This window comes from Yinghuangia sp. ASG 101 (genome assembly GCF_021165735.1).
Classification (GTDB): domain Bacteria; phylum Actinomycetota; class Actinomycetes; order Streptomycetales; family Streptomycetaceae; genus Yinghuangia.
Genome location: NZ_CP088911.1, coordinates 7355100 through 7377630, shown reverse-complemented (window position 1 = coordinate 7377630; position 22531 = coordinate 7355100). Strand labels below are relative to the sequence as shown.

Below are 22531 nucleotides of genomic sequence, written 5' to 3'. Positions count from 1 at the left end.
GGCACCTCGCTGCGCTCGGCGCCGCATTCGCGAAACGCATCCCTCTTGTTGATTCGCTCGCTTCGCTCGCTCATGCGGACACCTCGCCGTCGTCGTCTGTGCTCGCACCGGCTCCGGTGGCCGTGCCGAAGTCCCAGTCGGGCGCCGCGCCCGCGGCGAAGTCCCGGCCGGTGATGAGGAGGTTGATCTCGTGTTCGGTCTCGCGCAGGGACATGGGCACGGTCATGACGTCCCATCGCGTGCCGTCGGCAGGCCGGAGCAGCCCGGCGATCACCGTGTCCTTGCGGGTCTCGCTGCGAAAGCCGAGGGTGGCGGTGCCCTCACGGTGCCGCCGCCAGGCGTCCTTGAGGGTGTCGAGGCGTTCGGCGAGGTAGTCCCGGGCCCGGGACCGGCCTACCGCTTCCGCCCGCTCCAGGAGGCGCCGTTCGACTTCCGCGGCGATCCCGCCGTCGAGGTCGATGTCGTGCGCGTCGGTGTTGCGGGAGTGTTCGACGGCGGCCTGCCGCAGCGCGGCCACGTACGTCGGCGTGGTCCCCCGGTCGAGGGCACGGCGTGTGAACGGGGTGACCGACAGCGCCTCGACCTGCCGGTAGAAGGTGGCGTGGTAGTGCGCGAAGTCCTCGAAGTGCGCCAGGTCGCGGGGCCGGGACCAGTTGTAGAGGGTGACGACCAGCCCGGGACGGCGTGTGTCGCGGCCGACGCGCGACGACGCCTGGATGTATTCGGCGGTGTTCTTCGGCTGCCCGACGACGAGCATCAGCCCGAACCGGGAGACGTCGACACCGACTTGGAGCATGGAGGTGGCAAGCACGGCGTCGACGGCTTTATCGCGGGGCGGGTCGACGCGCGGACGCCGCCGCTTCTTGCCACTTTTGCCGGACAACGCGTCGGCGATCTCGTCCGCGATGGCCCGTCGACGCTTGCTCGTGTCGTATTCGGGGTCGAAGCCGCGCTGGAGGAGGGCGAGGGCGGCGCCGATCTGGTTGGACGAGATCCGGGACGTCAACTCGCGGATCTCCAGCATGCCCGACGCCGTCACGATGCGGTCCGCGATCTGCTCGCGCCCCGGCCGGCGGCGCAGACGTGTGGTGATGTCGTCGTCCAAGTAGCGGCGCATGCCCGCGAGTTCGCGGGTGGCATTGAAGTAGCCGACGAGAGTCATGTACGGATCGGCGGGCTTGCCGTACCTGTCGAATACGGCCTGCCCGGCCCGGAGCATGATCTCGGCCACCCGGATCTCGGCGAACTTCAGCCGGGTTCCGTGGGCACACACCCCCAGGTAGCGGCGTCCCGGGGTCTCCTCGGTGACCGGGACCTGCCGGGAGAAGAAGGTGTCGCTGTGATCGACCACCTGCGGCGGGAAGATCGCGACGTCACGCGCGAACACGCCGCGGATCTGCTCGGCCGCGCGCTTCGTGGTCGCGGTCGACGCGATGATCTTCGGTCCGGCGAGGCGTCGTTCGCCGTCCGCGCCGGTGACCGGCCACGTGCACAGTTGGTCCACGGCGGCCTCGAACAAGCCGACGGTGGTACCGAGTGCGCCGCTGATCAGGTGCAGTTCATCCTGGATGATCAGGTCCGGCGGCCGGAGGCGTCCGACCGGCTGGGACACGACGTGGTCGGCACCGCCGTTCTTCGCGCCCCCGCCCTTGGTGTTGTGGTGTGCGCCGCATTCGGTCTTGCGGTCGAGGTCGTCGTGCCGGTAGCCGTGCCTCGGGCACCATGTGGTGGTCCGCCCGAACAGCATCCCCGAGTAGCCGTTCCACGGCAGTTGGGCCAGCTTGTCGACGGTGGCGATGAGCAGGCTGGGGACGAGCCGGTAGATCTCCTCGTCCACGGTGAGGACCGGGAGGCCGTCGCGGTCGGGGAGCGGCGCCATGCGGCGGGAGAACGGGCAGGCGCCGTCACCTTCACCACGGGCGCAGTACACGTGCACGCGGCGGCGGGTGGCGTCGGTGAACACGTCCTTGTCGGCGGCCAACTTCTCGCCGCACCACGGGCAGTTCTGCAACTGCATGACACCCGCGTTCCGGCCGTCGGCGCTGTCGCGGGCCACGCCGATCTGGTCGCGGGCCTCGTCGAACCAGTTCGGCGACACGGAGGCGCCGACCCACAGGCCGATCCGGAACGGCCGGGAGCCGAGCCGCTCCGGGTCTTCGCGACGCAGCACCTCCGCCGCGCAGACAAGCGCCGCGGCGCGCTGGAACTGCTGGGCGGTCAGAAGGCGCAGCGTGTAGCGCATGAGCACCGCGACACCGTCATGGCCGCTGCGTGCGTCCTCACCGGACCCGACGGTGCCTTGGAACCGCCGGAGCGCGAACGTGTAGGCGGCCAGCCCCAGATAGGCCTCGGTCTTGCCGCCGCCGGTGGGGAAGAACAGGAGGTCGACCAGGGCTTCGCCACCGGTGCCGCGGTGCGGGTGCGCGGGGTCGGTGAGCGATTCGATGTTGAGCAGGACGAACGCGAGCTGGAACGGCCGCCACGCGGCAGCGGCCGGGCCGCGGGCGTCGACCACGGCCTTGGCGTCTTCGTAGGCGACGGGTCGGCCGTCGGCCGCGGTACGCAGCTCGGTGATCGCGGTGCTGCGGCGCTGCATGGCCATCGCCCGGTTGGCGAACCGGAAGGCGGCGAGCGCGTCGGGTTCCTCGCTGAGGGTCTTGATACCGGCGGCGATGCGGCGGGCGATGTCCTCGGCCTGGTCGATGGCCACGTTGGCGGACTTGAGGAGTTCGGGGGCACGGCCGAGCTGGTCCTCGGCGTACTCACGCTGCGCGGCAAGCCAGGTCGCGTACCCGTCGGCGAGCGGACGCAGCGCCTCGATCAGCTCGGGGGCCCGCTCGGGCACGGCGAGTTCGGCCAGTTCGTCCATGGCCAGTTCGAGCCCGGCGAGCAACGGCTGGTCGGCCACGCTGGGCGCGGTGGTGGACGGAACGTCGTAGGCGGGCAGCCAGGTGGTACGCAGCCGGTGCGCGGCGGTCACCTCGGGGTGGACCTCGGCATGCACGGCGACGTTGCGGCCGACCGCGTAGCGCCGCTCGTTGCGGAAGAGGAGGCGCAGCCGCTTCTCTTCGGGGTCGTCGGGGATGCTGCCGAGCGCGGCCGGGTCGAGCGGGTCGTCGATGGCACGGAACACCGGCTGGTTCTCGTCGGCGAAGGCGTGGACTTCCAGAAAGGTCTGGAAGAGCCAGCTCCGGTCGCCTTTGTCGCGGGAGTCTTCGAGCGCGTTGACGAGGGCGACTTCCACGACCCGGAGTTCGGCACCGTCGGTGGCGGCTTCGCGCTCGCGCACCCGGACATCCAGCCGGACATGATGGCTGTTGGCGTCGCCGATCAGGTGGTACGGGTCGTGGTCGCGGGCGTCGCGGACGTCGATGTCGATCTGGTCGGAGACCGGTTCGCGTTTCCAGACGCGACGCGAAGGGCCGTCCTCACCTTCCGATTCCACCCGGTCGTACTGCCCCCACCCGTACCGCACGGTGAGCAGGCCGACGGACGCGGGCACGACGAACGAAAGCCCCATCGAGGGCGCCCAAATGCGTCCGGCCGCCTGCGGGGTCAGCCGCTCGACGATCTCGGTCTCCTGCGCGTCTCCGCCTTCGCCTTCGGTGCCCTCCTCGCCTTCCTCGGCGACCCGGCGCACCGCTTCGTCGCGGGTCTCGGGCGGGGTGGGTTTGGGGCCGAGCATGCCGACGAGGTAGCGGTCGCGCGGCCCGGCGGCGTGGCGCAGTTCCTCCTCGTCGCCGCCCCAGGGGCCGAGGAGGTCGCGGCGGATGTAGTCCTCCAGGTCGCCGCGGACCGCGTACGACGTGGCGTCCTCGAACTCCTGCGGCACCTCGTCGATCGGATGCGGCACCCCGGGCGCCGCCTCCTCGGGTTCGTGGGCCATCACGGACTTCCTTTCGCGACGAAGGGCGTCGCCGACGGTACTTGCGATACGGCCGGAACACCACGTGCGCTCCGCCTCGCGACAGCATTGCATGCATTGACTGAGTTCACAATGATTTTGGGAACTGCGCTGGGGCCGTTGGATTACCCTGACGCGGTGACCATGTCAGATTCACCGTGGACGCCGGTCGAGCCACTGCCGCACTTGAACGGTGATCTCACCTCAGTGCTCGACTCCGTGCGGGCCCTGCAGCGCGCCTGGCAAGCAGTGGTGTCGGCCAACGACACCGCATTCCAGGAAGCCCGCCGACGCTCCTTGCGGCGGCATGCCATCGAGACGGGCATCATCGAGCGGCTGTACGACGTCGACCGGGGAGTCACCGAAGCGCTCGTCGCCGAGGGGCTGACGGCCGACGCCGTGGCCCGCGCGGGGGATGGCGTCGTCTCCGAGGACGTACTGGAGCTGATTCGCTCCCAATACGAGGCCTTGGAGTTCCTCACCGAGGCCGCGCGCTCCGGCCGCGATGTCTCGGTATCGCTGATCAAGGAACTGCACGTCGCGCTGACCCGGCGTCAACCCACTTACACAGCCACCGGCCAAGGCATCGTTTTCCAGGCCGCGCTTCACCACGGCCAGTGGAAGACCCAGAAGAACCATGTCACGCGCCCCGACGGCTCCCTGCTGGAGTACACGCCTCCGGAGCAGGTACCCGCCCAAATGGACGAGCTGGTCAAGCTCTACCAGGCCACCGAAGGGACGGACCCGGTCGTCCGGGCAGCATGGCTGCATCACCGCTTCGTTCGCATCCATCCCTTTGAGGACGGGAATGGCCGGGTCGCTCGCTGCCTCACCCTGTTGGGACTGCTGAAGTGCGATCTGGCGCCGCTCGTCGTGGATCGCCGCGAACGCGACCGCTACCTGCGCTGCCTCGACCAGGCCAACGAGGGCGACCTGCGCCCCTTGGTTCGATTCTTCGCTGAACTCGAAATCGTGGCTCTGCGCAGCGAATTGGAACGCCCGCCGGCCGCGCCCAGCGGCGGCGCGCTGGCGGTACTCGGCGCCGGCGTCAATCGCCTGCGCGGCTTGAACGCGGAGAGCGGGGCGCGTCAGCGCAGCGAAAGCATCCAGGCACTGGCCGGGGCGGTTCAAAATCGCATCGAGCATTGGCTCGACGGTATGGCCGGGCAGTTCAAGCAGTTGCTCACCGAGATCGATCCGCGGGCAGTGGCAACCGTCCAATCAGCGACGCCCCCGGACGAACGCGCACGGTTCTGGCGCTGGCAGGGTGTCCAGGCGGCCCGCAGCGTCGATTTCTTCGCGAACCTCTCGGACGGCACGTGGTGGACCCGGCTGCGCCTGTCCTGCCTGGGACAGGAGCTTCGGTACCTCGTCTTCCTTCAGAAGGTCGGCCGAGGCGAGACGGGTGTGCTCGCGCTGACGGTGTACGCCGAGTCGTTCGCGCCGGAGCCCGGTGAGGTCACGAGGCAGGAGAGCCGACCGCTGGTGGTTTCCACACCGACGGAGACCGTCACCTGGATCTATACCGACAGCCCCGAAAGCCGCGAGGAGAACGTCGTCGAGGTTCTGGACGCGACGCTGGCCGCAGCGCTGCACAAATTCACCTCGGGATTGGGCTGAGCATCGGCCTGCTTGCCAATGTCCACGGCTACGGCCGGAGTTCGTCGAGGGTAGGGCCGTCCGCCGCGCCGAGTCTCCAGACTTTGAGGCCGTTTTGGGGGTTGCCGGCGAGGTCGCTCGCGGCGGCGGAGGGAGAGCCGTATGTGCGGGCCGGCTCGTCGGGGAGTTCGACCCTGAGGTTGCCGTCGGCGAGGACGGTCGCGTAGTACGTGGTGCGGTGGTTGCGGCGGTGCCAGACCAGGCGGTCGCCGGGCTTGAGGACGCCGGTTTCCAGGTAGGCGGCGAGACGTTTGTCCCGGCCGGCGAGGCGGGGCACGGTCAGCGCCGTGGCATCGTCTTCGTCGTCACCGGTGACCGTGGGATCGGGGTCCAACCCGAGCAGCTTGCGGAGGACGCTGTTCGGCGTATCCACAAGCGGCACGGCCCGCTCCTGGAGGGCCGCGAAGACGTCGTCGTCGACCCGGATGGTACGGCTCACTCGTGACTCCCCTGACTCCCCGTACGATCGTTTCGCTTTCACTTTCGCTTTTACTGGAGACAGGGTAGCGTAGCGCCCGCGACGCATTCTGTCGCGAGCGCTGCCACGGGAACGCGCTCACAAGTCCATCAGCGGCTTCCCGTCCGCGGTGTGCCAGTGGGCGGGCCCCCGGCAGTGGTACCCGAGGATCTCGTCAGCCGCAGCGGACAGCGAGCCGAAGCGGCCGAGACCGGGAACCCAGAGGTTGCCGTCCGCGAGGATGATGCCCGCACGACCGCGCAAGTAGATGCGCTGACCGGGACGCAGCCGGCCGTCGGCGATCCACTCGCCGAGGCAACCGGGCCTGCCTTTGACGGGCTTCAGGCTGTCGGCTGGCCAGACCATGTGCCACAGCAGCGTCTGCAGGGAGATGCCTTGTGCCGCCGCCCGGGAGGTCAACGCGGTGTAGACCTCGTCATCCACGAGTATGCAGTGAGACACGATCGCTCCTTTACTGTGCTGGAGTCACAGTAAAACGTACATGCTTCAGAGCATACGTGTCCAGGGCCTTGGCAGCCGCACTCCTCGATGTCGAGTTCGGCCCACACCGTCTTGGCGTCGCCGCCGTGGACGGCACTCCCCCAGCGCGCGGCGGCGGCCGAGACGAGGAGGAGGCCGCGGCCGTGCGTGACGTCCGGGTTGACGAACGCGGGGTGCGGCGGGACAGGACGGTCACCGGCGTGGTCGGTGACCTCGATACGGAGGACGCCGCGGGCCGAGGGGTTGGTGAAGTGCGGCGTGAGCGTCAGGCGCACGCGGAAGTCCCGGGCGTGGGTGGTGCGGGCGTGGCGGACGGCGTTGCCGGCGAGTTCGGCGACGACGAGGGCGGCGGCCTCGGAGGTGGGGTGGTCGCGGGGGAAGCCCCAGTCGTCGAGCTGATCGACGCAGCGGAGCCGGGCCACGCGGGCACCGAACCGGGTGGACCCGAAGGAGACCGCGAACGTGCGTACGGGGTGGGGCTTTTGCGATGCCGAGTCGGACTTCGCGCGAGTTTCCGAATTCATGCGGTAACCGTGCCGTCACGCAGATAGCGTGAACAGGACAGGTTGGTTGACGTGACCAGGCTGTACGGGTCGAGCGCTGCCGCGTACGGGCGTGGTGGGGTGCGGCGAGTTTCGGACAAACGTGGGGAGCGGCGGGATGGTTCGACAGCAGAAGCGCGAGCGGGGAGGCGACGACGACCGCCCCGGGGTCTGGAAGGCATACGGGCGGGTGGTGAAACTCCTGCGCGATAAGGCCGGGCTGACGCAACAGCAGTTGGCGGACGCGGTGGGGTACTCGGTGGAGCAGGTCGCCTCGATCGAGCAGGGCCGCCGGGCGGCGAAGCCCGCGTTCACGAAGGCGGCGGAGGAAGTCCTGGACGCGGGTGGGGTCTTGGACGCAATGCAGGAGGACGTGGACCTCGCGCGCTTGCCTGCGTTCTTCCAGGACGTCGCGATGATCGAAGGAGATGCCACAACCTACTGCTGGTTCGGCAATGACTTGATCCCCGGCCTCCTGCAAATCGAGGACTACACCCGCGCCGTCTTCGGTGTGCGCTGCCCACCTCTCACAGACGACGAGACCGAGCAGCTTCTCGAAGCACGCATGCAGCGGCAACTCATGCTCACGCGGACGCCCACAGTCGATGTGTCATTCATCATCGGGGAGTCGGTTCTGCGCTGCCCCATCGGCGGACGCGACGTCCTCAAGGCCCAGTTGGCCCACTTGCGCAAGCAGATGACGTTGCCGAACGTGGACATCCAGATCATGCCGCTCTCCTATGGGGCCCACGTGGGCGTGAGCGGGCCGATGATCCTGCTGGAGACGCGCGAACACCGACGGGTGGCCTACATCGAGTCGCAAGGCATCGGTCAGCTCGTGAGCGACCCGAAGAAGGTCAGCACATTGGCGATGCGTTATGGCAAGCTGCGGACGCAGGCTCTGAACGCCTTCGAGTCTGCGAAGTTCGTCGAGCGCATTGAGGGAGAGCTATGACTCACCAGTCGGCCGCGGGGAGTTCGGGTACCGACGTGTGGATCAAGAGCAGCTACAGCGGGTCCGACGGCGGAGACTGCGTCGAGGTGGCCACAGCCATACACGCGACCCGCGTACGGGACTCTAAGTCCATCGGCCCGATGCTGACCTTTCAAGGCCCGAGTTGGTCCCTGTTCCTCAGTGAGACCGCGAACCGAGCAGCCGGTTAGGCAGTGGTTGCCCCGACACGACGGTGCTGGAACAACAACGTTCACCCGAGTCCCACGAGGCGTCGCCGTTGATGTGCCGTCCGTGAGGTTGCTCCCTGCCGCGCGCCCGCTCGTCAGGCAGATGAAGACGATGCGATTCAGGTAGTCGGCGACCGCCGGGCACCTGGAGGGGCCGGCCTGGTGGGTCCCGAACTACGGGTGCAGGAAAGTGCGTTGCCATTCGGTGGAGGAGAGGCCTTCGGACGCGTTGCCGAGGGCGATCGCGGACGCGGTTTTGAGTTTGGCGCGGGTGCTGTCGACCCATTCTTGGGCGTTGGTGTAGCCCTGTTCGAGGTATTCGAGGCCTTGGATCATGCATTCGAGGCGGTCGGCGTCGTGGGCGATCTGGGCTTCGAGGGTTTCGCCGCGTTCGTATTCGTCGACGGCTGCGGCGATGCCGGCCGCGACGGCCGGGTGCGCGTCGGCGAGTTGGTCGGCGGTGACTTGGGTGTTTGGCGCGGCCTGGAGGTAGCGGCGGCCGACCCAGGGGATGTCGCCGACGCGGGTTTCCTGGGAGTCGTGGAAGGTGCACAGCAGGGCGACGCGTGCGGGGTCGGCGCCTTCCATCATCGCGAGGACGGAGCCGATGACCGCGGTGCGCCAGGAGTGTTCGGCGATGGTCTCGGGGTCCTTGACGCCGACGATCCACCAGCCCGTGCGCTTGCCGTGTTTGAGGGCTCCCATCTCGCGGAGGAAGCTGGCGGTTCCGCGATCGTGGTCGCGCGGGTCGGTCATCGGCTGGTCCTCCACAACATCACCGGGCACTCGCCCTGAGAACGTAGTGCACGGATTCGAGTTCGCGCCGCGCTCGGGCGGAGATGCTGCTGCTGTCGACCAGTTTGTCGACGCGGTGGCCGAGTTCTGCGAGGAAGTCGTGGTCGGCGTGCAGGACGCTTTTGCGAAGGGCGATGAGTGCCCACACCGAGTGGATGTTGAGGTCGATGCAGGCGAGTCCGGGGTCGAGGCGGTCGGCGAGCCGCCGCAGGAGCGAGAGCCCGTCCCAGGAGTCGGAGCGGTGGGCCGACATGAAGGAGTCGTCGGCGCGGGGGAGGGCGTCCAGGCCCAGCCAGTACGCCCAGTAGGCCAGGTTGGCTGCTTCATGCGTCTCGTCGTCGGCGCAGGCCTGGATGAAGGCGTGCAAGGCGTCTCGGTCGCCGTAGCGGGTCAGGGATGTGGCGACGGAGCGGGTGCCGGCCCATTCGGGTGCGGAGCGGGCGGTGCGCCGTGGGTGACGGGCCTGCATGTCGGCGAGCCAGGCGTGCGTGTCGGCGGCGGTGTCGTAGCTGCACAGGTACAGGGCTTGGCGCCGTAGTAACGCCCCTTGCTCTCCTACGCGTTGGGCGACGGCGGCAGCCTCGCGCAGATGGCTGAACAGCGCGCTCTTCTCCGCGGCGGGCAGGATCGGGCCGAGGGGGACCGGGCCTCGGCGAAGCGCGGATTGCCGGGGCGTCTTCGTCAGGGCTGCCGGCGTGGAGCCGTTTACCGCCCAGGCGATCATGTGGGTGGTGGCGCGGGTGAAGACCCAGCTCCCCAACGGGTGTTGGTCGATGTTCGTGACGTCGGGGCGGTGGGTGAGGGCGTGCCCGATGACCGCGTCGGCTTCCATGGCGTCGTCGAGTGTGGCCAGTAGCGCCGGGTCGGTGCCGTTTCGCAGGAGGTGCTTGCGCAGCGCCATCAGTCGGCTCGTCTGGACGGCCGCGATGGGTCGGCGCCCGGACTCCCAGCCTTGAACGGTGGCCTTGTCGACGCGGACCTGCTCGGCGAGGCGTTCCTGGGACAGTGATGCGTCTTCGCGTGCGAGCTTGAACACGAAGCCGGCTACCAGGCCGAATCGGGCGCTTCTACCGTCGGGGCCGCCGCCAGTCAGTGTTCCTTGGTTGCGAGCCGTTCCGGAAGCCGCCATGCGCCCTCCCCCGAGGAGTCGTCGTCGGGGCACTCGTACCCGCAGTGAGTCCTCCGCGCGCGTCGCTGTGCGTAGCGTCGAACCAACCGAGCGGAACCCCTGCGTTCAGCATATGCGCAACGTCGGGGTCACCAGGACGGCAAGCCGTGCCGTTTCTCAAGGACAGCGCCGTCCATGAGCAGCACTGCTTCTGCCGGCTCTGGTCGGCCCAGATCGGGCACTGCGAGGTTGACGAGGGCGCTCCCCAGCCGGGGAGTGCTCTTACTCGGGGCCGGTACAACGTCCGGCTCCGACTGACGCAAGGGAAAGGAAAACGCATGTCCGACACGACAATCCGCACCGCTGCGACCGAGGAGGCGGACGGCCTGCTGGTCACCCGTCGTCAGGTGCTGGCGGCCCGCTCGCGGACCGAGCAGATGTCCGACGGCGGCAGCAGCGGCGTCTCCGACACCAACGACTGACGGCCGTCCGCCATGACCACCGCTGCTGAATCGGTGGTCGCGCGCCTGGGCGGGGACTTCCTCGCCCAGGCGTTCGGCCGCACGTACCGCCTGGCACCGGGCGACGCCGCCCAGGTCGCCGGCCTCGCCGACTGGGACCGGCTCAACACCGTGCTCGCCAGGCACCGGCTGGAACAGCCGCGTCTGCGGCTGTGCGTGGGCGGCGACATGCTCCCCCAACACGCGTACACCCGCCCTGTCGTGACGCGCCGCACCACGGTGTGGCACCAGATCCAACCCGCCGCCCTGCACGAGCGGCTCGCCGCAGGGGCCACGCTGGTCCTGGACGCGGCCGACGAACTCGACGGCCACATCGCTCGCCTCGCGGTCGCGCTGGAACGGGAGTTCCGCACCACCGTGCAGGTGAACCTGTACGCGTCGTGGACTGCGGACTCGGGGTTCGGCGTCCACTGGGACGACCACGACACCGTCGTCGTCCAGGTGGACGGAGCCAAGCGCTGGCGGCTGTTCGGACCGACCCGCACCGCGCCGCTGCACCGCGACGTCGCCCTCCCGGATCCGCCGCCGGGCGAACCGGTCGCGGAGTTCGTACTGACCGCAGGCGACGTCCTGTACGTGCCACGCGGCTGGTGGCACGACGTCGCCGCCGAGGACGGCCGGTCGCTGCACCTGACCTGCGGACTGCGCACCACAACCGGCGCCGATCTGCTCGCGTGGCTGTCGGAGTCGCTGCTGGAACACCCGGTCCTGCGTTCGGACGTGCCGCGCTTCGGCACCGCGCAGGCGTGCGACGACTTCGCCGCCGCGCTGCGTACACTCCTGGCCGAGGCGTTGTCGTCAGGCGACGTTGTCTACCGGTTCGCTGCCGCTCGGGACGCGACCGAGAAGCCGAGGTTTGCTCCCTCGCTGCCGCACGTCGCGGATCTCCCTGCCGACGCCGAGCAGCGGGTCCGGCTTATCGTGGCCCGCCCCACGCTCGCCACCGACCCGGCGGGCCGGGCTGTTCTGACGGCGGGCGGGCAGGAATGGACCTTTGCCGCGCCCGCGTACGCGCTCCTGGCGCTGCTGACGGACGGCCGGGACCACTCACTCGCCGAACTCGCCGACGCCTCGTCGATCACGGTCGGCCAAGCCGCGTCCGTGCTCGGCGAACTCGTTCGAGGACAGGTCGCCTGCGCGTCGGGAACGACCCCATGACCGCCGACCTCGGGCTGGGAACGCATCGGTGCCCGGACGTGACCGCCTCCGCAAGGATCGCGGTCGCGGCCGGGGCCCGGTGGATCGATACCGCCCCGAACTATGCCGGCGGCCTGGCTGAACAAGCGCTCGCGCCCGTACTGGCCGAGCATCCACAGGTGCGGGTGTCCACCAAGGCCGGCTTCCTGCCGCGCCGCGTCCTGAACGAGATCATGGACCAGCGGCTGCTGCCCACCCGCCCCGCCGGCGGGCACAGCCTCGCCCCGCAGGTACTGCGCCGGCAGGTCGCCCACAGCCGTCACGAACTCGGCTGCGCGCCGGATCTCGTCTTTGTCCACAACCCCGAACACCCGCTCCGGGTGCCCGAGGCCGACGCGCAACCGGATACGCGAGCGGTCTTGGCCGGGCTGCTGACCGCGTTCGACGTCCTGGAAGAGGAGGCGTCCGCCGGACGCATCGGCGGCTACGGAGTGGCGACGTGGTCCGGCTTCTCCGACGGCCTGCTCAGCATCGACGCGCTGCTCGCCATGGCCCGCACCGTCGGCGGTGCGGGCCACCACCTGCACGCCATCCAACTGCCCCTGTCCTTGATCGAGTTCACAGCCATCGACCAGGCATGGGCAGGCTGCGGGCCGGTTGCCCAAGCGCACGCAGCAGGACTGGACGTCTTCGCGTCCGCTCCACTGCACGGTGGTGCCGTGCTGCCCGTGCTCACGCCCGCCGCGATCGACCTGCTCGCCCCCGGCGGCACCGCAGCCCAGGCCGCACTCGCACTGCTGGCGACCACTCCCGGCGTCACCCGAATCCTCTTGTCCACCAGGAACGTTGAGCACTGGCACGATGCCGCCAGGGCGCTTGAATTCTCCGCGCCGACTCCCGACCAATGGAAGATCATCCGAGATGTATTCGCGCCCTGACCCCGCAACCGCCGACCGCATGACCGACGGATTCACCCGCGCGGTGTCCGCGCTCGACCTGCACATCGACCACGAACCCGCTTTCTGGGGCTGGCGCGGCCGGACGCTGTCCGGGCCGGTGACCGGGGCACACGGGCCCGGGTGGCTGCGCGTGGTCTGCGCGGCGCGGGACAAGGCGTATGACCGGCTGTGGCTCGGCCCCGAGTCCGCTCAGCAGGAACTCCCGTCCTCGGTGCCCCGACCGTCGCTGCGTGCGATCCACGACTGGGGCAACGGCGAATACGCCTACCGCGCCGAGCTCTACGATCGCGTCGCCGCCCAGCCCGTCACCACCCACGGCCCGGTCCTGCTCAACGACCCCGACCTGTCGACGGCGTGGTGGGGCGGGCTCGCGGAGGCGCTCGTTGGCATCGCCAAGGCACCCACTGACCGGATCGCCGTACGGCAGGAGTACCTGCACCGCGCCATGCCGCAGTTCCTGCCCCTGGCGCCTGGCACCGCTTTCGATGCAACCGTCCCTCGGTGGGAAACCGCGCATGGCGACCTGCACTGGGCGAACCTGACCGCCCCGCAACTGCTCATCCTCGACTGGGAAGGCTGGGGCCAGGCTCCCGCCGGCTTCGACGCGGCGATGCTGCACACGTACAGCCTGCTCGTCCCGACAGCGACCGCGCGCATCCAGGAGCACCTAGGCGGAACGCTCAACACTCCCGAAGGTCGCTTCGCCGAACTCGCCGTCATCACCATGCTGTTGCAGACCAACAGCCGCGGCGACAACCTCGAACTCGCCGGCGCACTCCACCTCCGCGCCAACCAACTGCTGGGCCCATAGCACCGAGTTACATCATTCCAGGCGCGCATCGGCCACCTTCGAGACGTCCCGCCAAAGCATCGCCCGAGGAGGCCCGCCGAACTCGCCGACGCCGTGAGGTTCCAGGCAGACCGGGTGCGCGCGGCATACCGACGGCGGCAGACGCGTCGCACGGCATATCCGAGGCTTCGGGATGCACACAATCAGAACTCACATGACGCCATCAGCTTCTTCTGGTACGGCAACCATGTGATGCCTGGTCTACTCCAGACCGAGGCTTGCGCCCGAGCACTGCTTGCTTGCAACTGTCCGACGTTGGACGACGACCAAGTCGAACAGCGAATTGAGGCCCGACTGGAGCGACAGGGCATCCTTACCCGCAAGCCCACGGTCGAACTATCCTTCATCATCGGTGAGTCCGTGCTCCGCTGCCCCGTCGGCGGCAGTGACGTGCTCCGCAGCCAGTTGCACCAGCTGTTGAAGATCGGCGAGTTGCCCAACGTGAGCATCCAGGTCATGCCGAACTCATATGGCAGCCATGTCGGGTTGAACGGTCCGATGATCATGCTGGAGACTACCGACCGCCGCAGGGTGGCCTACTTTGAGTCACAAGACCAAAGCATGATCGTGAGTGACCCTGTCAGAGTCAGCACGCTCGCCCTACGCTGTGGCAAGTTGCGGGCGCAGGCTCTGAACGAGGTGGAGTCGACGCGTCTCATCGAACTCATTGCGGGAGAGGTATGAACGACGAGCGACCTGAGGACCAAAGCCGTCTGACCTGGGTCAAGAGCAGCTACAGCGGGACCAGCGGTGGCGAGTGTGTGGAGGTGGCCACGGCCCCTCGAACGACCCACGTGCGAGACTCGAAGACGGTCGGGCCGATGCTGAGCTTCGAGGCCCCGACCTGGTCAGTCTTCCTCGGCGAGACCGCACGCCACGCCAACGGCTAGGCTCCGTTGCCCCGGCGCCAGAGCGCCGGGGCAACGACCCTCAAAAGAGCGCGTCTTCCGGCGGGAAGAGCCCATCATCGACGAACGATGACGTTTGCGGGGCATGGCGTCGCCGGTCAAGATCAGCTGACGGCGGCGGCATGTCTGCATACCGCTTCGGCTTCTTGTGGAGTCCCAGAGCCACTTCGTCGGCATAGCGCTGGTGATTCAGCTCGCGCAAACGATCCGTGATTTCCAGAAGCGGCACCGTGCCAATCGTATATCTTTCTCCTTGCGCTGTCGCCTGAAAACCGTGCATCAGCTTGCCCGCAAGATCATCCCAGCCATAGTCTTGAACAACTCGGACGTCAATCTCGCAGTGAAGGGCACGCAATTCTTCGATATCTCCATCGACACAAGAAGCGTCGTGCACGAGATTATAAATACGGGTGAGGCCGACCTTGCGGTCTGCCATCACTCCGCTGCGGAATTCATCGAGCCGCACACCGAGTTCCCGAAGTTTGACGGTCATCTCTGGCCGCACCAAAGTGTCAAATACGTCGGATGGGGCGTACCGCATATCTCCCTTCATCGTTGACGAACGCCCCATTGCCCACCAATAGTGCGGCGCACTGCTGAGGAAGGCTAGGAGCGCGTGATCATCTGATGCAAAGGCAACCACTTGCTCGCTCAGCACAGGACCTGTTCTGATCATCACAGGCATAGCGACCTTGCTGACGCGACTGATCACGATGTGTCGCCCCAACCCACCCAGCGCTCGATAAAGCCCAGAAGCCGCTTCGGCAAACCTCCACCAATAGCGCTTCCGCGCCTCACGCTTGAGCAATTCACGTTCTGGCTTCACCAGGTGGAGCACCCGCGCATAAGCACGGGGATACTGCATTGCACTTTGCTCACAGCGATCGCCGAAGTTGATCACCCATCGGTCACTTGTGTGCGTCGTACTACTGTTGATGTCTTGGCCGGTCAAGTACGGAAATAGAACATCCGAATATTTTCTATCCTCAGCTATCCAAGCACGTGCCTCCGCCTCAGGAAGAGTGAAGCCGAGGCCCAAGATGATTGCTCCCTGAAAGCAAATTCCGGAGTTTTCGGTGAGCCTTTCGACCCAAGAAGCCACCCGTGACTTGGGATGCAGAGACGATGAAATACCGATCACCGAGACGCCGCCGATACAGCGTGGGGCATACTCGTTCATGTGAGCCCTGCTGGTCCACACCGCGCAATACTCCAAAACAGCAGATTTGGATGGCCAGCGCGCGCTCTTGATGGCCTGGCGAATCTCGACGCCATCGTTAACCAACTGATCGAGCCCCACCTCCCGCGTATCCCCCTGCGCAAGCGTGTTCGTCGCGATGAGCCCCGTCTGCCCTCGCTCGTTGAGGAGTTGGTGCGCACGCAACGCGAAGTAGGCGACCAGGTCCGCACTTCCACGACGGCCACGCCCAAGCCCCAGCACGAGGTATTCGCGATAAGCCACGCCCATCGCCCCGGTGAGCTTCTGCCCGCCCAAGAACGGCGGGTTCCCGATCACCGCGTCAAAGCCGCCTTGTTCAAAGACTTCCGGGAACTCCAAGGGCCAGTGCACCGGTTTGCGTGCGAGACCGTCCTCGGGTGCGTCCGTCTCCAGCCACTCGATCGCACGTTGGCGAGCCTCCTGCACGATTCGATCTGTTTCGCTGACTCGTTCGTCGGCAATCTTGCTGGCCATCTCAGCCGCTGACAGGAACATTTTGCGTCGTTCCGGCTCACCAGCCACAGCACCAGCCAACCCGGCCCCGGCTGTTAGGTCGCCGATCAAGTCGAGCCGCGAAACATGCTCGTGGGCAGCATCGAGCAACCGTCGCTTCTCGTCCAGGGCGTCAAGGTCATCACCCTGTATTGCGGCGATCTCGCGACGCTCGATCGCTACCGACGCAACGCGCTCCCTTGCACCCTTCGTCCACGCCGTCCAGGTATCCCGATGAAGGCGCCGCCCCTCCTCCGGATCCATGTGGACCGTCTCCAACTGCTCCATCGACGCGACACCGAGCAGCGAGTCCCCCGCAATCAAGCGGTCGTCCAGGAACGTAAAGGGCCGATCCTTATCCATTGACACCAGCCACAGCGACAGCTTCGCCATCTCCACGGCCAACGGGTTGATGTCGACGCCATACAAACAGTGTTCGATCACGAGCCGGCGTGCCCGCACCACCAGCGGGTCAGCCTCGGCATCCGCGCCCAAGTCCGTGTCGATTCCCGTCTGTCGGGCCCGGAGTCGGTTTGCCTCCTCGTCCCCCTCCCGCGCCCACGCCTCGATCAGGCGGTCCGCGAGATATCGACAAGCCGCCACCAGGAACGCCGCCGATCCCATCGCGATGTCGGCGATCTTCAAGTTCAAGATCTCCGCAGCCGACAGCGGCGCCCACGCGTCGCGGTCCGCCGTCTGCAACGGCCCCGGCTCGAACACCAGCGGCTCAAGCGCGCCCTCGACGACCTCCTCCGCCAAAAACCTCGGCGTGTAGTGCGTCCCCGTGTTCTTCCGCAGCGGCGACTCTCCGACGTACAACGCCCCGGCGTTCATCACTGTCGGATATCCCCGCAGGTCCGCGCGGATCAGGCCGAAGAACGGCACCAAGCGGCCGGCTACCGTCAAATCCCGGCACGCGGCGTAGAACTGCCGCTGTGCATCCGCGCGCTCGACCTCGTCCATCGGGGCGAGCGCCTTCTCGATCGCCCCGACTGTCCCGATCCCGGGCTTCGGCTCCTTGAAGCGCTCGACCACCGCTTTGGCGAAGCCCTTCACGTCCTCCGTCACACCCGGATCGGCCGCCTTGCCGATGCCGAACGGCGCGGCCAAGCCCTCCAGTTCGTCGAGCGAGACCTCGTTCTCTTTGCCGAGCGGCCCAATCAGACCAACCATGGTGTCGATCGCCCGCCGCCCGTCGTACGACAGCAAGCCCTCGTACACATAGCCGATCTGCTCGACGTCCAGCGCCCGGAACGACAGCTTGCGCCGCTCCCCCTGCTTCTTGCTGCGTTTGTTCGCCTCGATCGTCAACTGCCGCGCGGATTTGGCCTTCTTGTCCCCGCCGATCGTCACGTACTGCACCGACGCCAGCATGTGCAACACCGTGCGGTCGTCGATCGGCAGCAACGGCGGCACCGGGTCCGCCGGGTCGGCCGGGTCGGCCTCGGTCCCCGGCTTCGGCATACCTTCCATCCACCAGTACCGGGTCGGGTCGAAGATCGAGCCGTCGTACGCCGGGAGGTGCAAGTCCGGGTGGTCGACTCCCCCGTACACGGCATGGAACAGCGCGATGAGCCGGTGCCACGCGGCATGGCTGTAGTCCAGGGCACTTTCGCCCTCCGCGTCTGCCCGCGCCTCCAGCTCCGCGCACAGCCGTCCCGCCGAATACGCCTGCGCGTACAGCTCGTTGTCGGCCGGGAGCAGCCCGCGTTCCTCCGCGAACAGCAGGAACACGACGCGCATCATCACCGCGACCGCGCCCCGGTAGACCTCCTCGGCGTACACCCCCTGCGCCTTCAGACCGACGCCGCCGCGCCGAACCGTCGCCGCGTCCGCGCGCCCGATGGCGTCCACCAGCAACTCGACCGCCCGGCGCACCTGCACGCCCAGCGCGTCGGTGACTTCCTCCTGGTTGTCCAGGCTCTTCTTAAGCAGCGGGACGAGCATCCGCTCCGGCTCCACCGCGAAGAACCGCGACCTCCGCAGCAAGGAGACCCAGGCGCGCACCGCGTACCGGTCGGCCTGCTCGTTCCAGCCGATGCTGTCGAACACCACGGTCGTCGTGACCCCGCCCAGCGGCGCCCACACCAGGCACCACCAGCGGCCGTCGGTCACCACACCCAGGTCCACACCGTGGCCGCGCAGCAGCTTGGCCAGCCGGTCGGCCGGGCTCGCCGGCCAATTGCCGCTTCCCGCGTCGGCCTTCGCGCGCCCGGTCGGCGTGGTGCCTTCCGGGACGATCATCCCCAGCACCCGCACCCGTTTGGCCGCCGCCGCGACATCCGACTCCGCGGTCAGCTCGGCCCCCGGCTCGACCAGCGCGAAGTCCGCGTGCAGGACAGCCTGGTGCTCGGGGACCTCGACCGTGAACCGGTCAAGCACCGCGTCCTCGGCGCGTTCGGCGTTCCGCGCCCGCGTGGTTGCCCCCTCGCGCAGGGCCAGGGCGTCTCCCCACTCCAGCAGCTCGCGCAGGATGTACTCGATCCACGCCCCGCGCGCGTTGCTCTCCTCAGCAGGCTCGGTCGTCTTCGGCGTGGCCGAGGCCGTCGCGTTCGCCTGTGCCGCGGCCTCGGCCTGCCAGGCCGTGTGTGCCGCTCGGAGCCGCTTGCGCTCGTCCGCACTCACCGAGTCCAGCGGACTGAAGTGGTCCAACAGCACCGGCAGCGTCAGGAACGGCCCGGTGACCTGGACGAGTCCGAGCCAGTCCAGGTGATGCTGCCGCGGGTCGTTCGCCTTCGCGATCGCCGCCGCCAGCCCCGGGTTGCCCCTGGCCGCGCGGGAACCCGATCCGGGACGCGGGCTCATCGCATGGCCTCCTTGCGCGGGATGACGAAGACGACGGCCACCGGGAACACGTGGTCGCGCTGTTCGCGGTACCGGTCGGCCACCGCGGCCAACTCGCGTTCGCGCTCACCGTCGAGGCTGTCCAGACGCGCCCGCCAACGCGCCTTGTCCTCCTGATACTGCTTCAACTCGGCGGGGCTGGCCTCGCGTTCGCCGAACAGCGCGAACTGCTCGCCCTCGCGGTCGCCTTCCTCGCGCAGCTTGTCGCGCAGCGTGGCGGCGAAACGCTCGAAGGTATGCCGCACGCGCTTCTCCTCTTCCTCCTGCCGCTGCGCGAGCGCGTTCCGCAGGCCGTCGTGCCGCTCCCTGGCCCGCGCCTTGAGGGAATCGAAGAGGGGGTCCTGCAAGCGGTGCCAGCTGTCGCCGACCGCCGCACGCAAGTGCTCGGCGGCCTGGACACCCTCGGTCAGGGCACGGTGCAGGACCTTGCCCTGGGCGTTGACGCTGTTCCATCGACGGAAGCGCCCGGTGTCACCGAACCAGCCGCCCGCATACAGGATTTCCTCATGCAGGCGAATGCCGTCCGCGCCCACCAGAACATACCGGGCGTAAGCACTGACCAGGGTGGTCTCCAGCGCCGGATCGTCGCTCACCACCGCGGCGACGCGGTGCAGGCCCACGACGTCCGCCTGCCACACCGCGGCGCGGAGCAGGCGAAGCGAACGGTCGACGAGCGGGTGGCCGAGGTGGGCCAGGACGACGTCGTCGCGGCCCTCAGCAGCGACGCGTGCGTCGAAGGTGACGGGGCGCTGCTCGTCGGGCCGCAGCTTGTGGGCGAGTCCGCGGGTTGCCCGCTCCCAGGTGCCGGTCAGCGGGGGCACGGTGAACAGGGCGCCGGACAGGTCGAGTTCGCCCGTGTCGGCGACTCCGTCCAGGGTGAGTGCGTCGGTTTTGCGCACAGCGGTGAGCTCCTGCTGGCGGTCCAGGCTCAAGGCGGTGTCGACAACGCGTTTGATGTTGGACGGAGTGAGCCCGAGGGTGTCGATCGTCTGCTCGTACGCCTCGCTGAGTCGGCGCACCTGCGCGGTGACGTTCTGCTCGGCAGCCACGGTGCCACCGGTGGTCCGGCCCTTGATGGCACGGGGCTTGGCGTTCTCGATGTCGACGGGCCGCCGGTCGCCGGTCATCCAGCGCTGGACGGCGTCGGCGAGGACGGCGTTGACGCCGCCGAGGTCCTCCTCCATGCGGGCGACCTTCTTGGCCACCCGGGCGAGGAATTCCAGGTCGGCTTCGTACGACCCGGGCGCCGCGGTTTCGGAGTGGGCGCCGATGAAGTGCCGGATGTCGGGGTCTTTCCGCTGCCCCCAGCGGTCGATGCGGCCGATGCGCTGTTCCAGCTTGTTCGGGTTGAACGGGATGTCGTAGTTGACCAGGCGGTGGCAGTGCTTCTGGAGGTCGATGCCCTCGCTGGCGGCGTCGGTGGCGATCAGGACGCGTACTTTGCCCTCGGGAGATCCGGGGTCGGCCTGGAATCCGAGGCGGATGTGCTCGCGTTCGTCCGCCGTGAGACCGCCGTGCAGCAGCGCGACGCGGCCGGGGTCGCCGCCGAGGTCGGTGGAGCCGATCAGGGTGTGCAGCCACTTTTGGGTGTCGCGGTACTCGGTGAAGATCACCACGCGTTCGCGCGTCCAGCCGTTGCCGTCCCGGCACACCCCGGCGAGGTAGTGGAGCAGGGCGGTCGCCTTGGAGTCGGGCGCGGCTTCGTACCGGGTGGCCCACTGGCCCATGCGCCGCAGCAGCCCGGCTTCGTCGTCCTCCAGGCCCGGCAGTACACGGGCGCTGAGGGTGAGTGCGGTCTCCTCGGTCTCGGCGAGCTGTTCGTCGTCGAGTTCGGCGATGTAGTCGGCATAGTCGTCGAACCACTGGTCGACGCCGGCCGCCGCGGCGGCGGACGAGCGTCCGCGGTGGCCTGCCTCCTCCAAGCCCGCGAGGTAGACGTCGATGGTGCGGCGGAAGGCGTCCGGGCTGGAGAACAACCGCTTCTTCAGCAACAGCGTCACCAGGTCGGCGGCCTTGCGCCCGGTTGCCGCGTTCGGGGCCAGCTGCCTGCGCCGGACTTCGGCGAAGTGCACGAGCAGTTCGTGGATCTCGCGTTCCTCGTCGGTGTAGTCGACGCGGATTCCCTCGTTCCGGCGTTCCCGGAACCGGCCCCCGTCGCGCCGGGTCACCGCCGTCTTGAGGCGGCGTACGACGGTGTCGCGCAGGGCTTCCCGGTCGGGGTCGACGCCCCGGGCGAAGCGCTGGTCGTCGATGAGTTCGAGGAGCGCGGTGTACGACTCGGGGTAACCGTTGTGGGGTGTTGCGGACAGGAACAGCCGGTGCTCGAAGTGCGGGACGAGGCGGCGGATGAGCCGGGTCTGCTGGGAATCGACGGCGTAGACCTGCTTGGGCGCGGCGGGGGCGACGTGGTGGGCCTCGTCGAGAATCAGCAGATCGAAGAACCGCTTGCGGCGCCCTTCGCCGTCGCGGGCGGCCTCGGCGGCCTCGGCCGTGCGCTCGGGCACGACCTCGTCCAGCAGCCGCTGCGCCTTGGGGCCGCGCAGCCAGGGCAACGACACGATGGTGTGCGGATAGACCCGGAACGGGTTGGCGGCGGTGCCGTGGCTGCGGCGCAGTTCCGCGCAGCGGTCGGAGTCGACCACGGTGAACTCGAAGCCGAACTTCTCGGCGAGTTCGTCGCGCCATTTGACGGTGAGGCCGGCCGGACAGACCACCATGATCCGGTGCGCGCGCCCACGGAGCAGGAGTTCCTGGGCGACCAGGCCGGCTTCGATGGTCTTGCCGAGGCCGACGTCGTCGGCCAGGAGGAGGTTGACGCGGGGCGCTCCGACCGCGCGGGCCACCGGTTCGAGCTGATACGGCTCGACGGCGACGCCGGAGCGGAACGGGGACTGGAGGGTACGCGTGTCCGCGGAGGCGACGGCCGACCAGCGGATGGCGTCGAGGAAGGCGGCCAGCTGCTCGGGCGGGTCGAAGCGGCCCGCGCCGGCGTCGGGGAGCGAGCTCGCGGCGCGGATTCGGCGGCCGGGTTCGACCTCCCAGATCACCGAGAGGGTTTCGCCGTAACGGCCGTCGGCGACGGACTGGAGGCGGACGAGCGTGTGGCCGCGGCGCGGCGCGGCCGGGCCGCCCGACCCGGCCTGGACACGGGCCTCGCCACCGGGGCCGCCGGTCGTACCGGCCACGGGGAGGACGACATCGGAAACGACCCAGTTCTGCCCGCGGACTTCGACAAGCTGTCCTTCCCGGGGAAGAGTCTCCTCGGCCCCGAGGATGGCCCTGCCGCGACGACCTGCCCCGCTCACTGCCACGTCCGTGTCGTCCTTCCCGGTACGGTTTCGGCTGGGTCACGCGCGCTGTGCCGCGCGGGCGCGGCATGCCGGGGCAGCGCGCGCCACGTCGCGGCGGCGACACACTACCAGACCGAGCAGAGCGTGTGCTGAGTTCACAGCA

The 22531-nt window shown here is 68.5% G+C and carries 17 protein-coding genes; 9 read left to right on the top strand and 8 right to left on the bottom strand.

All coding sequences use genetic code 11. The features are described 5' to 3' along the window. Nucleotides 1-70 precede the first annotated feature (70 nt). On the bottom strand, nt 71-3886 hold the full coding sequence (drmA, locus tag LO772_RS31555) for a DISARM system helicase DrmA (RefSeq protein WP_231775444.1): 3816 nt from the start codon (nt 3884-3886) through the stop codon (nt 71-73). A gap of 162 nt (nt 3887-4048) precedes the next feature. On the opposite strand from drmA, the gene LO772_RS31550 reads away from it, so the two are divergent. Then, nucleotides 4049-5524 (top strand): Fic family protein, encoded by a 1476-nt coding sequence (locus LO772_RS31550; protein ID WP_231779790.1) that lies wholly within the window; start codon nt 4049-4051, stop codon nt 5522-5524. A gap of 28 nt (nt 5525-5552) precedes the next feature. Here LO772_RS31550 and LO772_RS31545 read toward each other — a convergent pair whose 3' ends face one another. The 3 genes from LO772_RS31545 to LO772_RS31535 form a co-directional block, all read right to left on the bottom strand. Continuing rightward, a complete protein-coding gene (locus LO772_RS31545) occupies nt 5553-6002 on the bottom strand; it encodes a hypothetical protein (protein WP_231775443.1) in 450 nt (149 codons plus the stop codon). A gap of 117 nt (nt 6003-6119) precedes the next feature. Continuing rightward, nucleotides 6120-6482, bottom strand: a complete 363-nt coding sequence (locus LO772_RS31540; protein WP_231775442.1) for a DUF4357 domain-containing protein — start codon at nt 6480-6482, stop codon at nt 6120-6122. Then, complete coding sequence (locus tag LO772_RS31535; RefSeq protein ID WP_231775441.1) at nt 6437-7045, bottom strand: ATP-binding protein; 609 nt, start codon at nt 7043-7045, stop codon at nt 6437-6439. Before LO772_RS31535 ends, LO772_RS31540 begins: the two co-directional genes overlap by 46 nt. A 136-nt stretch (nt 7046-7181) precedes the next feature. On the opposite strand from LO772_RS31535, the gene LO772_RS31530 reads away from it, so the two are divergent. Together LO772_RS31530 and LO772_RS31525 are read left to right on the top strand one after the other, a co-directional pair. Next, a complete protein-coding gene (locus LO772_RS31530) occupies nt 7182-8018 on the top strand; it encodes a helix-turn-helix domain-containing protein (RefSeq protein ID WP_231775440.1) in 837 nt (278 codons plus the stop codon). Further along, nucleotides 8015-8227 carry a DUF397 domain-containing protein gene (locus LO772_RS31525; protein WP_231775439.1) on the top strand — a complete coding sequence of 71 codons (213 nt, stop codon included), beginning with the start codon at nt 8015-8017 and terminating at the stop codon, nt 8225-8227. Before LO772_RS31530 ends, LO772_RS31525 begins: the two co-directional genes overlap by 4 nt. Nucleotides 8228-8419: 192 nt before the next feature. Here LO772_RS31525 and LO772_RS31520 read toward each other — a convergent pair whose 3' ends face one another. Both LO772_RS31520 and LO772_RS31515 read right to left on the bottom strand, forming a co-directional pair. Continuing rightward, a complete protein-coding gene (locus LO772_RS31520) occupies nt 8420-9001 on the bottom strand; it encodes an HD domain-containing protein (RefSeq protein ID WP_231775438.1) in 582 nt (193 codons plus the stop codon). A gap of 19 nt (nt 9002-9020) precedes the next feature. After that, nucleotides 9021-10076, bottom strand: a complete 1056-nt coding sequence (locus LO772_RS31515; RefSeq protein WP_231775437.1) for a helix-turn-helix domain-containing protein — start codon at nt 10074-10076, stop codon at nt 9021-9023. Nucleotides 10077-10486: 410 nt separating this feature from the next. On the opposite strand from LO772_RS31515, the gene LO772_RS31510 reads away from it, so the two are divergent. The 6 genes from LO772_RS31510 to LO772_RS31485 all read left to right on the top strand — a co-directional run bounded on the left by LO772_RS31510 (nt 10487) and on the right by LO772_RS31485 (nt 14505). After that, the gene (locus tag LO772_RS31510; protein ID WP_231775436.1) at nt 10487-10630 is read left to right on the top strand and encodes a hypothetical protein; all 144 of its coding nucleotides are present in this window, start codon (nt 10487-10489) and stop codon (nt 10628-10630) included. Nucleotides 10631-10642: 12 nt separating this feature from the next. After that, a complete protein-coding gene (locus LO772_RS31505) occupies nt 10643-11827 on the top strand; it encodes a cupin domain-containing protein (RefSeq protein ID WP_231775435.1) in 1185 nt (394 codons plus the stop codon). Nucleotides 11828-11865: 38 nt separating this feature from the next. Beyond that, on the top strand, nt 11866-12744 hold the full coding sequence (locus tag LO772_RS31500; RefSeq protein ID WP_231775434.1) for an aldo/keto reductase: 879 nt from the start codon (nt 11866-11868) through the stop codon (nt 12742-12744). 19 nt (nt 12745-12763) lie between these two features. Beyond that, nucleotides 12764-13576 (top strand): hypothetical protein, encoded by an 813-nt coding sequence (locus LO772_RS31495; RefSeq protein WP_231775433.1) that lies wholly within the window; start codon nt 12764-12766, stop codon nt 13574-13576. 93 nt (nt 13577-13669) lie between these two features. Beyond that, nucleotides 13670-14299: a DUF5753 domain-containing protein gene (locus LO772_RS31490; protein ID WP_331717290.1), complete on the top strand. Its 630-nt coding sequence runs from the start codon at nt 13670-13672 to the stop codon at nt 14297-14299. Continuing rightward, nucleotides 14296-14505 carry a DUF397 domain-containing protein gene (locus LO772_RS31485; RefSeq protein WP_231775432.1) on the top strand — a complete coding sequence of 70 codons (210 nt, stop codon included), beginning with the start codon at nt 14296-14298 and terminating at the stop codon, nt 14503-14505. The genes LO772_RS31490 and LO772_RS31485 overlap by 4 nt, the downstream gene beginning before the upstream one ends. Before the next feature lie 40 nt (nt 14506-14545). On the opposite strand, the gene LO772_RS31480 is transcribed toward LO772_RS31485, so the two are convergent. Beyond that, nucleotides 14546-19039, bottom strand: a complete 4494-nt coding sequence (locus LO772_RS31480; RefSeq protein WP_231775431.1) for an Eco57I restriction-modification methylase domain-containing protein — start codon at nt 19037-19039, stop codon at nt 14546-14548. Then, on the bottom strand, nt 19036-22383 hold the full coding sequence (gene drmD / locus LO772_RS31475; RefSeq protein WP_443089477.1) for a DISARM system SNF2-like helicase DrmD: 3348 nt from the start codon (nt 22381-22383) through the stop codon (nt 19036-19038). Before drmD ends, LO772_RS31480 begins: the two co-directional genes overlap by 4 nt. Nucleotides 22384-22531: the final 148 nt, after the last annotated feature.